Below are 14,107 nucleotides of genomic sequence, written 5' to 3' on the forward strand. Positions count from 1 at the left end.
ATACGAGAAAGGAACTCCTTTTTCTAATGTTTAAAGAAATAAATTTAAGGAATCATTCATCCTTACACAAACTATTTTACAGTCTCACAAAAATAATTTTTTACACATATTTTTTTTAATTTTTAAGCTAAATCATATTTCATAAACATAAAATAAGACTAGTAATCAATTCAAATTGACTACTAGTCTCTTTCTTTACCAAAAACTACATTTTTCGCAAAACGTCGATCAATACACGACGTAAGTCTTCGTTCTTCTTGCCCATTTCTTCGATCAATCTAGCTTTATCATCTAAAGCCTGATTATATTTATCTTGCAAAGCATTATATCTTTGCTCCAGTTGATTGTAATTTCTGATTACTGTATTGTAGCGTTCACGCAAACCGCTAGCTTCATCAAATTCATAATTATTTCGATTATCATAATTATTTCGATTATTATAGCGGCGGTTAGACTGATTATTACGTGAGCGGTTATTATTTTCTCTTCTGATCTCAAAAGGATGCTTATTTTGTCGCTTACGTTGATTTTGCGTTTGATTATTATTTCGATTATTGCTATTCTTCTGATTATTCTTACGCTCAAAGTCCTTAGATTGACCTTCACGACTTTCATTCTGATCCTTAGAATGTTGCTCAGGCTTTTCTTTAGTTTCTGTTTCCTTATTTTCAGCCGCTTTTTCAGCATTCTTGCGATACTTTTGATCAATCTTGATATTTTGATAAAAAGGACTAAGTTCAGCTATAACTTTTTCACCATCTTCAACCGAAAAACTTCCCCGCTTGTTAACTGGCTTAATAAAGTTGGTCTTCACAATTGAAGCAATCTTATCTTCTAATTTCTTTTGAATAGATTTATCAATCTTATCATTCTTTATAACTTTAGCTAAAATCTTACGCTTAGTAATTGTCCTAACCCGCTTAGATTTAGAAGCTGGCTTCTTATCAGTAGCATCCTCTTTAGCTGGGGCTTCCTTAGCACGACGTTCAATTGCATCTGCGTAATCTTGTACATTACCAATAATTAATTTAGCAACAGCCGGCTTAAAATATTTTCTTCTTCGCACAGTAATACTTGGTTGTTTACGTGTACGCACAAAGTTATAAATTTTAATCTTTAGTTTTTGTTGTAATTCTTTACTTGCATTAGGCAACAATTGATCAATCATTTGATTCATTGTTACCATTTCATTTAAATCAATATTTTGTTGTTCTAATAATGTTTGCTCTACTATTCCTGGCATTTCCAATCCTATATTCTTTTAGTTTTTTCACAACAAAAAGGGCCATTACGGCCTTTTTTGCAATAATACATCAATTTTCTCATTAATAAACTTAATGCACTTTCCATTTTACAACATTAACGCTATTTACGAAAAGGGCTACAAGCATATTCTCTATTTTTTAACCAAAACAAGCAGCATCCCATCGATACTGCTTTATTTTATGCGCAGTTGCACTAGACTTTGACTCTATTTCTATTTTACGTGCTAACCAGCCTTTTTTCTAGTTTTATTTTCTTAACTAATCCATTAGGTTTTACATATAAATTCTTAATATTATTTCGCTATTATAAGATCAATTAAGATGAAAGGAATGAGAACCTTGATTAAACTACTCTTAATTGGTGGATCATTTTTAACGCTTGGTTTAATGGCCATCAGCTCAGTATTAATTAATAAACCAGCAGTAGCAAAGGTAAAACATCGCCACTAAAAACCAGAATAATATATGTTAATAAATCTTTTTCCCCTCTAACTAGAAAGACCAGGTTATGTACTCCACATAGCCTGGTCTTCTTTTCGTCTTATTCTTTATGGTTGGTAGAAAATTGCACCTTGGTCAACAATTACATCTGGTTGCAACTTACGTAAACTCTTACTTTCAACACAATATTTTGTATTATTCAAATACTCTTTGAAGTTCTTAGTTTCCAAGTGCTGCTTGTAAGCTTCATTATTACGATAAACTTCAATAGCTAACCATTCATTTGGTTGATCGGCAACAGTTCCTGCAATCATTGCCAAAATATCTTTTTCTTCTTCGACTGCCGTTTTCATTTCTTTCATTACAGCATGAGCAAACTCATCGCCCTTACCTAAAGAAACACCAATTTCAGTTAGATAAATAACATAATCATTTGATCCGGTAACTGCTAGTTTTTCTGCCTTTGTAAAAATAAATTCCGAAAACAATTCTACCTTTACTCGACTAGTTAAAATATCTTTAGCAACGTCAGTAAAATCCTTAAATTGCTTTGAATTAGCATGAGTATCATAACTTGCTTCGTCTTGATAGCATTCTACTACAAAATTAGTAGTTTCTTCGTCATGACTTGTCTGCATAAACAATGTGCCTGGTTCGTTTTCTTGAGAAGTAAGCATATTATGTTGCCCTGCCTTAACGAACTTTGCATGATCCTCTTTATTAGTTTCTAGTTTATATAAACGCAAAATTGGTGTTTGTTTTAATTTCATAACTTCTCCTCCAAGAATTAATTTTGTCACTATTATACTAAATTTTACCGCGTCTATTAGTAAAAAACATCCCTTAGTTAAGGGATGTCACAAAACTATAACGTGTAATTAACTTTCTTAAACTTGTAGTCCTTCATTTTTTTAGCTAATTTCTTGCTTCTGAAGTAGTTACCACCATCATATCTACTAGAATAAACCAGCACGTTATGCTTTTTACCATTAATGGTTTGTGGTACCACTCGATAAAGACTCCAATTTTCAAAAGTAATCCACGGATCAATCTCATAGAATGTATCATTCTTCATTTTGGTAGTTTTACCAGACATCCAGTTTTGCGTTACCTTATCAAAGTTCTTCTGGTTAGCAATTCTACCATTGAAGTAATCACTAATTGTCGAAGCCTCCTGGGTAAATATTGGTTTGCCATTAACAGTATGTTCAGTAAAGGTGATCTTTGTGCCATTATGTGCATTACGATCATAAGAGTACCAAGTACCCTGCATCTTTTTTGGAATAGTAACCTGTACACCATTACCATAAGTTGAAGCATCAACAGTCTCAACTTGACTAGCCAAACCAGTTAATCCTAAAACAAGTACCATTGATGTTAAAGGTAACAAAGTTCTTTTTAGCATAAAAATCATCTCCAGAATGTAAAATATATGAATCCGCTTTCATAATATATTTTACAGTATCTTATAGTACTTAGACAAGATATTTTTAACTTTACAGATTAATATTCTTGCTGCAATAGTTTTATAAACTCACTACTTAACGCTGAATTTGACTTATAAAAAGCCATTATCTTTTGCTTTATTAACTGACCATGATCAAGCAAGAAAAGTGGCTGCAAATCTGCAGTATTAATTAACCTAGCCGTATTCTCATTTAAAATAAAATAGCCAGACCCAGAGGCGACCAACAGTGCTGCTTCTTCAACCGAGTTAGAAGCGATGAATTGACTGCCAATTTGATACAAATCTTTAAATAAATGTAGCTCACTAACCTCTTCTTCAGGTTTAGCCACAATAAAACAAGTCATATCATTGAGCTCGTCTTTTTCAATCATTTGAATGCCATTAGGATACATTCCCTTGGGCAAAATTGCCATTACACCAGCTTGAGTCAATTCTGTTTCATCAAAGTTAAGATTCTCGTCACGCAAATCATTGATTGCTATGTCTGCTTCATCTTCATTCAGTTTTGCAAAAGCACCATCATGACTAGTCGCAAGTAGTTTTACATCTACATTAGGATGTTTTAACACAAAATGCTGCACTGCCTGATCTAATTCCTTACGACCTAATTGGTCAAAATATGCAATCTTTAATTCCGTCATTTTATTTTTCATCCAGCGGTGCGTGTCCTTCTTCTGCTACTCTTCTTTTATCCTTAGTATCTTCATGCTTATTAAGTGCCATCAAGGCAAAAAAGATCAAATTCAAACCACTAACTACAATGCCAAATAATTTTATTAAATTGAGTTTCTTTTCTTTACTCATTTTTTAACCTCACAACTAAAAATAATCATAAAATGATACATCGCCTTTAACGAAATCTAATTTTTTGATGCGGTAATCTGTAATTAATCCTAGTTTAACAGCAGCATTCATGGTTAGTCTACCTAATAGCACCTGGGTCCACGCGGTAATTGATCCCGAAAAATCAACCAATGCATCTTCCTTACGTTCTACCGCTACCTTACGTCCATGATTACTTAATTGCCAAACTCCAATATTCCAAGGACACTGTTCATCGCTATTGACTTCCAGATTAAAATCACCTTCTTGCATTGGCCGCATACAAGCCAAAACTTTTTCAAAATCAATAATTCGACTCATCATATAAGGACGCAAATCAACTTGGAGTTCGTTTTGTTCAGGAAAAAGTTCAGCTCGTAACGATTTCTCTGGTACACTCATTTTAAATTGCTTAACACTGCCCGCGTGCGAACCCATAAAACCAAACATACTCAGTAATCCCTGCGGCGTAATTGCGTACATTTCATCAGCTAAAAAAGTATTGTCTCTAATGCGATAAATCAAGTAACTCATTGGCCGCTCATCCGCGTCAAAATAAACGGCTACATTGCGGTGATGATAATAAGAATCAAGTCTATTCCACCACCATGCCTCACGTACAACCGTGTTACGTTCATCATTAGTATGCAGTTGACGTTCATAAAGTTGAATCACACCATTTTGAACAGCTAAATTGTCCCACTTGCCACGCACTATATGACCAGAACGTGGTAATTTAAAACTACGCAATGCGCTTCCATCAAAGCGATATTCTTTTTGATAAATACTATTGCTAAACCCGTACTGGCGATAAAAGCTCTCCGAAAATGGTGCCAGGTTAGCAAACGGAATATCTTGCCTATGTAAGTCATGCAAAATTTCTTTCATTAATTGGGAAATATGACCTTGGCCACGATACTCAGGACATGAAGCTACATAACCTATTCCAGCCATCGGTAAATGATGCCCAAAAACATCACTTTTAAATCGATTAACCATAATATAGCTAGCTAATTTTTCCTTATCAAAATAGCCATAACCTGTACTATGATCATAACGACTCATAAAATTTTCATCTTTAGTCAAATCATTATTTTTCAAAAATGCATATTGAATTAATGCCGTAATTTGCTTTAAATTATTCTTATTTTTCTTTAATTTCATGCTTATTCCTATACGTACATCTATAAATTTATTCATTACTATTTTAGTTCATTTTTTTAATTTTTAACTAGATTTTTCATAAAAATAAACCGGAATCATAAAATCCCGGTTTATTTTACGCAACGTATTCTTGATAAAGCTGAGAGATAAATGCCTGCATCTGTTCCACTGAATGTCTCCGGCTGCGAGCACATTCTTTAGAAGGGCGATCACATAAAAAGCACTTACGTGGCTGCCTGCCCAAATCTCTGCGTGAAATTGCAGCTTGTTTATTTTTTACCAACACGTCTGCATCAAAGAGACGTCCCAATGATGTCTGATCTTCAAAATCAATTGTTGAGCGCTTTACTTTTTCAATTGACAAAGATAATACATAGAAGTTTTCACAGCCACTATCATCATTAAGCTGTGTCACCAATTTAAAATGATAACCTAGGTTAGTCCAAGCATTTTCCAGCTTATTGATACCAAACATAAACATTTTAGTTAAATAGCGATTATTCTTGATTGGTCCTGGGATATTCATCTTAATGTCGACTAGAGTTTGATTAGGATACTTATTAAAAATCTTATGTTGTACAGCTACTCGCCTATCTTTAGCTGCTAAAACTTGGGCAATATCCTGCTTTTTTCCTTCATTAAAAATATTCATTTTTATCACCCTGTTAATTATAAACGATTGTGCCGACTCCGTCTGCTAGTTTATTGGCATTGCTCAAAGAGGTGATAATTGCTAAATTACCTGTTTTTTCTACAAATTCAATTGCAGCTTCTATCTTAGGCTTCATACTCCCAGCTGCGAAATAACCTGCTGCTAGATATTGTTTGAGCTGTTCAACTTTTATTTTACCAATTGCTTGTTGATTTTCTTTGCCATAATTCAAAAATGCATGATCCACCGTTGTTAGAATTACTAATTCATCAGCGTTGATATCTTCTGCCATTTTAGCAGCGGAAAAATCTTTATCAATTACGCCGGCAACACCTCTGAGATGCCCATCTTTCACAATAACAGGGATGCCACCACCGCCACAGGCAATCGGAATAAATAAATTTCCTAAAGTAGCCGCCATCACTGCTTTAATTGAATGCAATCGATTTTCAGCTTCTGTAAATTGCCAAGCATACTTTGAATTAAAGACCTCATAAGTTACTTCCATCTCATTTAAGCCATATTTTTCATAGATTTCTTCTCCCACCTGAGTTGTTCGATCATGAAAAGCTGGCAAACAATGCATAAAGATCAATTGGTCATCTGGTGTACCAGTCATTTGCATCATTTTCATTGTGACCGTATATGGCTTTAATAATTTAATTCGTTCAGACCAATCATTTCACCCATCGAAACCCAAACATCGGTATAAACAACATTGGCTCCTTTAACGCCCTGAGCAATATCATCTGTGATCAAATTTTTTGAACCTGAATCTTGGGCAAAATTTTGAGCAATTTTTTGTACATCAGGATGTGTAAACAAAGGCTTGGGTGTAACAATATGTACATTAACACCTAACATTGAGCCACAAACTAAAAGACTGTCGGCAACATTATCGCGGCCATCACCCACATAAGCTAAAGTTAAGCCCTTCAAATGACCAAACTTTTCTTTCATGGTCATAAAATCTGCCAACATCTGAGTAGGATGCCATTTATCAGTTAACCCATTTCCAAACAGGAACGCCAGAATATTTAGCCAGCTCTTCTACATCTTCTTGAGCAAAACCGCGATATTCAATTCCATCATACATTGAGCCTAGGACTTTAGCCGTATCCTTGACGCTTTCTTTTTTACCTAAGTGGATCTCGCTTGCGCCTAGATATTCTGGATGAGCACCTAAATCATTACAAGCTACTACAAAAGCAGATCGCGTCCTAGTTGAGGCTTTTTCAAAAAGTAGTGCAATATTTTTACCTTTCAGATATTCATGTGGGATATGCTCTTTTTTAAGTTCTTTTAAATGTAATGCAAAATCAATTAAATATGAAATTTCAGCTGGAGTATAGTCTTTACAATCGAGAAAACTTCTACCTTGAAAAACATTTTGTAAATATTTCATTTTTTGCCTCTTATAAATCTTCACGAATCAACGGACACGACATACATCTAGGACCGCCACGACCACGTGAGAGTTCACTAGACCGAATCTCATGAACGATGATGCCATGTTTTCTTAACAAATCATTGGATACATAATTACGATCATAAGTAACGATTTCACCTGGTGCAATTGCCAAGGTATTTGAGCCGTCATTCCATTGCTCACGTGGTGCGGCAATTGGATCACCACCGCCAGTTGGAATTAAATCCAATTCGCTTAAATGCAAGTTTTCTTTCAAAACCTGCACCAAATCATTCTTTTCTGTGATTTTTACACCGTTGTGATCATCGGGCTGTAGAACATAAATATCAATTTTGCCGGCTTTATCTAAAATAAAGGGATGAACCGTAAATTGATTATAATTAATCATTGTAAAAACTGTATCAAGGTGCATCATAGCATGATTGTGCGGAATCTTAATCGCTAAAATCGTATCATAACTTGAATGATCAAATAAATTATGAGCTAAGTCAGTAATTGCAGTTGCAGAAGTGCGTTGTGAAATACCTACAGCTAACACATGGTTATTTAGAACTAGTTCATCCCCGCCCTCAAGGCGACCATGATGATAACGGTCACGCCAAACTGGAATAGTTGCGTTCTTGAAATCAGGATGATTTTTCAAAATTGTTTCCATAAATAATGATTCACGTCGTCTAGCTCTGAAAGTCATCCGGTTAATGGTCATCCCTGAACCAATTGCAGCCTGTTGATCTCGAGTAAAATATACATTTGGCATTGGATCAAGATAAAAAGGGTAATCTGGGTCCTCAGCCAAATCTGCTAAAGATGGGGTAGAATTATGAATCGCACTTTTTCTAATTCCAGCAATCACCGTTTTTACCATTTCCTTAGTTGGCAATTCTTGGAGATAGTTCAGCAATAATTGATGCAAAGGATCCTGTTTTTTAATACTTGATTCATCCAGTAACTGATCTAAGAATGCCCGACGAACTTTCTCATCTGTTAAAGATTCTGCTAATAAATCCTCAAGATATAATACTTTGATCCCCTGCTGCCTCAATACATGCGCAAAAGCATCATGTTCTTCTTGGGCAATCTTCAGATAAGGAATATCGTCAATTAACATTCGATGCAAAATATCTGGGGCTAGATTTTCTAGTTCTTTTCCCGGTCGATGTAACATCACCGTTTTTAACTTACCAATTTCTGAATAAACATGAATCGGACTCGACATTCAACCGCCTTCTATTAATTATTGTATCCGTTTACATTGATTATGGATCAATTAGGCAAAAGTTACAGTATTATCATATTGCATCAATGATTTTTTTCATTAAAGGTGTAACTTGATGATCTTTACGCCAAACCAGCTGCAAATGTGTTATCCAATTAGCATGTTTAATTGCGATCATATTTTCTTGGGCATAAGTTGTCGCAATTGATTCTGGTACTAGCGCTACTCCCATTTTTCTCTTAGCCCAAGTAATTGCTGTCCGTGAATCATCACACTTAACCGCATAAAATGGCTTAAGCCCATGATGTGCAAAAGTTTGATTAAAAATATCCTCAAAGCGGCGATAAATAATCAACGGCTGATCTGCTAGATCTTTAATGCGTAATTCTTTTTTTTGCTGAAAATCTGGGTCTACACTAATAGCCATCATTTTTTCAGTTGTTAAAGTCTTAGTATTTAAACCTGTCTGGTTGTAAGGCGTTCGTACAATGCCTAGATCGATTGTCTTTTTTTCTAATTTATCCAGGATGCCATAAGTATTATCTTCATAAATATCAAAAGAAATTTCCGGATAATATTTTCGTAATTCATTAAAAGAATTCATTGGTATCAAGCCCGTTGAGGAAGATGCCATTCCAATTGCAATCGTTCCCAATTCACCGGAAATAGTCTTATGTACTTGGTTTTCAGCATTTTGAGCTAGAGAAATAATTTCATTGGCATAGCTTTGAAAAATTTGTCCCACATCAGTTAGCTCAATACCATGTGCCGTTCTTTTAAATAATTGCGCGCCCAACTCTTTCTCTAATTGTTTTAATTGATAGCTTAATGGTGGCTGTGCAATATACAAGCGCTTAGCAGCTGCTGTAATCTGCTTTTCTTCTGCTACAACTAGAAAATAACGTAACTGTTTTAGATTCATATTATTTATCCTTTTTTTATTTCAATTGATAGTGATATTAAAATATTTAATATCTTATATTGTATTTTAGTATTTTATTCATAGCAATATCTGTGCTACCTTATTAAGGTAGATTTGGAGGGAAAATAATGTCTGATAAATTTCACGGCTTAACTCAAGCCGAAGCAGACAAGCGCTTAAAAGAAGATGGCTTAAATGAAGTACCAGAGCCTGAATATAATTTCTTTAAAGAATTCTTGTCTAAGTTATGGAACCTATCCGCTTGGATTCTAGAAGCTGCTTTAATTCTAGAATGTATCTTGGGCAAATGGGTCCAATCATTATTCGTGTTGTTGATGCTTTTATTTGCTGCATTTAACGGTGCATCTAAGAAAAAGCAATCAAGACGAGTTTTAAATAATATTTCACACAAGTTGACTCCTACTGTATCAGTTGAACGCGATGGCAAGTGGATCAAACTTGATTCTAAACAACTAGTTAAAGGCGATTTAATCTCACTTAAACGCGGGGACGTACTCGCAGCAGATGTTAAAATTGTTGACGGTAACTTAGCTTGTGATGAAAGCTCAATTACAGGTGAATCTAAACCAGTTAAGAAAGCAATTGATGACACCGCCTTTGCCGGTACTACAGTTGTTGAAGGTGATGGCCTAGCTGTTGTTACTGCTACAGGTAAAGATTCTAGAAGCGGTAAGACGATTAATTTGATCAACAATTCCGCTGCTCCTGGTCACTTACAACAACTTTTGACTAAGATTATCTACTACCTTTGCTTACTAGATGGTGTTTTAACCTTAGTTATTATTATCGCCTCCTTCTTCAAAGGCGGTAATTTCAATACCTTTATTAATATGTTGCCATTCCTGGCAATGATGTTTATTGCTTCAATTCCTGTAGCAATGCCATCAACTTTTGCTTTATCCAACTCATTTGAAGCAACCCGCTTAAGTAAAGAAGGAGTCCTGACTTCTGACCTAACTGGAATTCAGGACGCAGCTAACTTGAACTTGCTTTTACTTGATAAGACTGGAACAATTACGGAAAACAAAACTGCCGTAGCCGCTTGGACTGATCTAAGTGACTTGCCTGATAAAGACGTGCTTGCTTTAGCTGGAGCCGCAACTGATAAACGTAATGCTGGTATTATCGATACAGCAATCGATGAATACTTAGTAGAAAATAACATTCCAGTCATGAATGCTGAAAACTTTACTCCATTTACTTCTGACACTGGTTATTCTATGGCTGATGTTGCTGGACATAATGTAAAGCTTGGTTCATTTAAGCAATTATCCTTGATCGATAAACATGCCGATGAAGAAATTTCTGGAATTAATTTCAAGGCAGGACGCTCAGTGGCAGTCTTGATTGACGATAAGTTAGCTGGTGTCTTCATCTTACAAGATAAAGTTAGAACAGACTCTAAAGCAGCTTTGGCTGAACTCAAGAAACGTGGCGTTCGCCCAATTATGTTAACTGGTGACAATCAAAAGACCGCTGCTGCAGTGGCAGAACAAGTTGATTTAACTGGTGAAGTAATTTCGATTCACGATTTCAATGAAAATACTGATATTAATGATTTGGCCGGTATTGCTGATGTTTTACCAGAAGATAAACTCAAGATGGTAAAGCTTTTCCAAGAAAAAGGCTATATCGTAGGGATGACTGGTGACGGAGTTAACGACGCACCTGCATTAAAACAAGCTGAAGTAGGAATCGCGGTTTCAAATGCTGCTGACGTAGCTAAGCGTTCGGGTAAAATGGTATTACTAGACGATGGTCTAGGCTCAATTGTTAAAATTTTAGACGCTGGACATCGCGTATACCAAAGAATGACTACTTGGTCACTAACCAAGCTTGCTAGAACTGCTGAATTAACGATGCTGTTAACTTTTGGCTATCTTTTCTTTGACTACATCCCAATGGCCTTGAATGCAATGGTTATCTATACCATTATGAACAATATGGTTACGATGATGATTGGGACCGACCGGACTCACATTACTTATAAGCCAGAAAACTGGAATATGGCTAAGCTTGCTAAGATCGCCTTTTCACTAGCTGCTGGTTGGACTTTAATCGGTATTGGGTTTGTTTGGTTCTTAAACACACACGGTTGGAGTCACGGTGCTGTTTCTACTATGGTTTACGTATACCTAGTTCTTAGCGCAATGTTGATTGTTTTGATTACTAGAACTCGTAAGTACTTTTGGCAAGATTACCCATCCAAGTTGGTTGGTAGTGTTCAAATTGCAGATGTTCTATTGACCTTTATCTTAGCTCTTTGTGGTTGGGCAATGGTCCAAATTTCTATTCAAAATCTAGCAATCACCGTAATTGTAGCGATTATTGCTGCCATAATAATCGACTTAATTTACCAACCTGTGATGAAAAACAGATAGATTATTAATTCAATTTTGCATTAAAAAAGCGCTTCTAAGAAATTACATTCTTGGAAGTGCTTTTCGTTTACCTTTTTGACTCACGATATCCCGCCGCACGAGCCGCTGCTTTGCTCTTAAAGAAAATTGCATTTTCGCGATTCATTCGGTAATTATGTCCACGCATTACATGAAATATTTTTGATCGCTTATTACCAACAATTTTAGTCCTGTCATGTTGCTTACGCCTTCTTTTTTACGATAAGATGTATTCTGTAGATTCGCAGGTATAACACTAATTTCCCCAACTAACGTTAATAATGCAACAATTGCCATCAACAAATTTTTGCATTTTTTCATTAAAAACCTTCCTAATAATAACTATATCTTCGTAGCATACGCTTATATATTAGATTGTGCTTATTTCATTTGAATTAACATAAAGTCAAATTTTAATTACTTTCACTTGCGCTAAAAATATCTAGAAATTGTAAAAACAAGTTAACAAAGTCAAGATATAACTGCAGTGCACCCAGCACTGCTAGTCCATTAGTTGAAATATCATCACCATAGCGTAAATAAATATTCTTCATGCGCTGAGCATCCTATGCCGTCAATATAGTAAAAATAATGACCGCAATAGTTGAAAAAATATAATCAATTATAGGATTATGTAAAAACAAATTAATTACCATTGCTACAATTAAGCCGATTAAAGCAGCGGAAGCATAAGAACCAATTCGACTCAGGTCTTTTTTAGTTACAGTTCCGATAATTGCCATAATGACAAAAACAGTAGCCGAAGCAACATTGTGTCCGCTATAAGCCTCGGTAAGAAAAGCAAAAGTAACGCCATAAACAATTGGCAGTAAAATTAAAAGCCACACTTCCCATTGATGAGCCGCAATAAAGCTAGCAAATGATCTAGCAAAAACCGTCATTGTTAGATAAGCACTGGTAGCTGAAATAAAAACCGCCAAGGCCATATATTCTACTCAAAAAAAGATTTAACCCAAGTGCATCCACTTGTCGTCGCTCAGACTCTTGATCACAATTTTCCATCTTGATTTTCCCTCTTTTTAAACATACTCTGTACACCTAATATAACACCTGGTTTACTGAAAAAGTAACGAGACGAATTGCTATCAGCATACTATATTTTGAGCGTATTATTTCACTGCTTTTCTTGCTTTGGACTAGACCTATAATGCTAAGCTTGATCTAATTGGTATAGACATATTAATAAGAAAGAGGTACTTTTATGACAATGAGATCACTTGGTCTGTCCATTTATCCAGATCATACCAACTTTGAAGATAATACGAAATACTTAGAACTAGGTCATAAATACGGCTTTACTCGTATTTTTATGAGTATGCTTGAGGTACAAGGTAGCCCTGAAGAAACTCCAGCTAAATATAAGAAGATTATTGACTACGGCAATAAATTAGGCTACCAAACTTTTCTTGATGTATCACCTCAGCTCTTTAAGAAATTAGAAATTGATTATTCAGATCTGAAATTTTTTGCAGATATCGGTGCAGCTGGTATTCGGCTTGATGAAGCTTTTGACGGTGCAACAGAGGCCATGCTTTCATACAATCCTTATGGCCTAATTATTGAACTTAACATGAGTAATAATGCTGACTACCTCAACAATATTTTATCTTATCAAGCCAGCCAACCTTTCATCTATGGCTGCCATAATTTTTATCCACAGCGCGGCACGGCTCTACCTTATGATTTCTTCTTAGATTGTAGTACACGTTTTAAAAATTTTGGCATTCACTCTGCTGCTTTTGTCTCTAGTCAAGTTGGCAAAGTTGGTCCTTGGAATGTTGAAGATGGCCTCCCTACTTTAGAAGAAGACCGCGATTTACCAATCGAAGTACAAGCAATGCATTTATTTGCTTCAAATATGATTGATGATGTAATTATTGGCAACGCCTATGCTAGTGAAGCGGAACTTAAAGCACTCTTTGAATTAAATCGCTATCAGTTAAAATTACACGTAAATTATGTATCTGACATTAACGAAATTGAAAAAACAATAGTTGAAAAGCCACAACACTTCCGCCGAGGTGACCTAACTAAGGCGGTTATTCGCTCAACTATGCAGCGAGTTACCTATAAAGATATTCCTAATCCTATCCATGATAACGAAGTAGAATTTCAACGCGGTGACGTTATTATTGGCAATGATAATTTTGGTCATTATAAAAATGAATTACAAATTGTCCTTGAACCGCATAAAGAACCGCGAGACTGTAAAATAGTTTGTGTAAGGATGAATGATTCCTTAAATTTATTTCTTTAAACATTAGAAAAAGGAGTTCCTTTCTCGTAT

14 protein-coding genes and 2 pseudogenes are annotated in these 14,107 nt (G+C 35.3%); 3 read left to right on the top strand and 13 right to left on the bottom strand.

Annotation, left to right across the window (positions count from 1 at the left end):
- Positions 1–205: 205 nt before the first annotated feature.
- Positions 206–1,243: a hypothetical protein gene (locus CP366_RS09375; protein WP_089148080.1), complete on the bottom strand. Its 1,038-nt coding sequence runs from the start codon at positions 1,241–1,243 to the stop codon at positions 206–208.
- 343 nt (positions 1,244–1,586) lie between these two features.
- On the opposite strand from CP366_RS09375, the gene CP366_RS11090 reads away from it, so the two are divergent.
- Positions 1,587–1,715, top strand: coding sequence for a hypothetical protein (locus CP366_RS11090; protein ID WP_005719230.1), 129 nt, complete (start codon positions 1,587–1,589; stop codon positions 1,713–1,715).
- Positions 1,716–1,813: 98 nt separating this feature from the next.
- Here the strand turns inward: CP366_RS11090 and CP366_RS09380 are convergent, their stop codons facing one another.
- The 9 genes and pseudogenes from CP366_RS09380 to CP366_RS09425 form a co-directional block, all read right to left on the bottom strand.
- Positions 1,814–2,476, bottom strand: coding sequence for a putative quinol monooxygenase (locus CP366_RS09380; protein ID WP_089148079.1), 663 nt, complete (start codon positions 2,474–2,476; stop codon positions 1,814–1,816).
- Positions 2,477–2,571: 95 nt separating this feature from the next.
- Positions 2,572–3,120, bottom strand: a complete 549-nt coding sequence (locus CP366_RS09385; protein WP_005719232.1) for a hypothetical protein — start codon at positions 3,118–3,120, stop codon at positions 2,572–2,574.
- An 89-nt stretch (positions 3,121–3,209) separates the two neighbouring features.
- Positions 3,210–3,827, bottom strand: coding sequence for a LysR family transcriptional regulator substrate-binding protein (locus CP366_RS09390; RefSeq protein WP_013086467.1), 618 nt, complete (start codon positions 3,825–3,827; stop codon positions 3,210–3,212).
- Complete coding sequence (locus tag CP366_RS10820; RefSeq protein ID WP_005719234.1) at positions 3,817–3,978, bottom strand: hypothetical protein; 162 nt, start codon at positions 3,976–3,978, stop codon at positions 3,817–3,819. Before CP366_RS10820 ends, CP366_RS09390 begins: the two co-directional genes overlap by 11 nt.
- A 15-nt stretch (positions 3,979–3,993) precedes the next feature.
- On the bottom strand, positions 3,994–5,160 hold the full coding sequence (gene eis / locus CP366_RS09400; protein WP_089148078.1) for an enhanced intracellular survival protein Eis: 1,167 nt from the start codon (positions 5,158–5,160) through the stop codon (positions 3,994–3,996).
- Positions 5,161–5,275: 115 nt separating this feature from the next.
- A complete protein-coding gene (citX, locus tag CP366_RS09405) occupies positions 5,276–5,812 on the bottom strand; it encodes a citrate lyase holo-[acyl-carrier protein] synthase (protein WP_089148077.1) in 537 nt (178 codons plus the stop codon).
- A gap of 13 nt (positions 5,813–5,825) precedes the next feature.
- Positions 5,826–7,217, bottom strand: a pseudogene (gene argF, locus CP366_RS10970) (ornithine carbamoyltransferase).
- A 10-nt stretch (positions 7,218–7,227) separates the two neighbouring features.
- Positions 7,228–8,457, bottom strand: a complete 1,230-nt coding sequence (gene arcA, locus CP366_RS09420) for an arginine deiminase (protein WP_089148075.1) — start codon at positions 8,455–8,457, stop codon at positions 7,228–7,230.
- Positions 8,458–8,530: 73 nt separating this feature from the next.
- A complete protein-coding gene (locus CP366_RS09425) occupies positions 8,531–9,379 on the bottom strand; it encodes a LysR family transcriptional regulator (protein WP_057726506.1) in 849 nt (282 codons plus the stop codon).
- A 128-nt stretch (positions 9,380–9,507) separates the two neighbouring features.
- On the opposite strand from CP366_RS09425, the gene CP366_RS09430 reads away from it, so the two are divergent.
- Positions 9,508–11,781 (top strand): HAD-IC family P-type ATPase, encoded by a 2,274-nt coding sequence (locus tag CP366_RS09430; protein WP_013086476.1) that lies wholly within the window; start codon positions 9,508–9,510, stop codon positions 11,779–11,781.
- A 67-nt stretch (positions 11,782–11,848) separates the two neighbouring features.
- On the opposite strand, the gene CP366_RS10975 is transcribed toward CP366_RS09430, so the two are convergent.
- From CP366_RS10975 to CP366_RS09440, 3 genes and pseudogenes are all read right to left on the bottom strand, one after another.
- Entirely contained in the window at positions 11,849–11,983 is a 135-nt protein-coding gene (locus tag CP366_RS10975; RefSeq protein ID WP_308197601.1) for an Ada metal-binding domain-containing protein, read from the bottom strand.
- On the bottom strand, positions 11,947–12,120 hold the full coding sequence (locus tag CP366_RS10980) for a hypothetical protein (protein ID WP_233186471.1): 174 nt from the start codon (positions 12,118–12,120) through the stop codon (positions 11,947–11,949). Before CP366_RS10980 ends, CP366_RS10975 begins: the two co-directional genes overlap by 37 nt.
- Positions 12,121–12,212: 92 nt before the next feature.
- Positions 12,213–12,822, bottom strand: a pseudogene (locus CP366_RS09440) (Bax inhibitor-1 family protein).
- A gap of 199 nt (positions 12,823–13,021) precedes the next feature.
- Here CP366_RS09440 and CP366_RS09445 point away from each other — a divergent pair.
- Positions 13,022–14,077: a DUF871 domain-containing protein gene (locus tag CP366_RS09445; RefSeq protein ID WP_089148074.1), complete on the top strand. Its 1,056-nt coding sequence runs from the start codon at positions 13,022–13,024 to the stop codon at positions 14,075–14,077.
- The last annotated feature ends 30 nt before the right edge of the window (positions 14,078–14,107 follow it).

Origin of the sequence: Lactobacillus sp. UMNPBX15 (genome assembly GCF_002553785.1) — a bacterium.
Lineage (GTDB): Bacteria > Bacillota > Bacilli > Lactobacillales > Lactobacillaceae > Lactobacillus > Lactobacillus crispatus.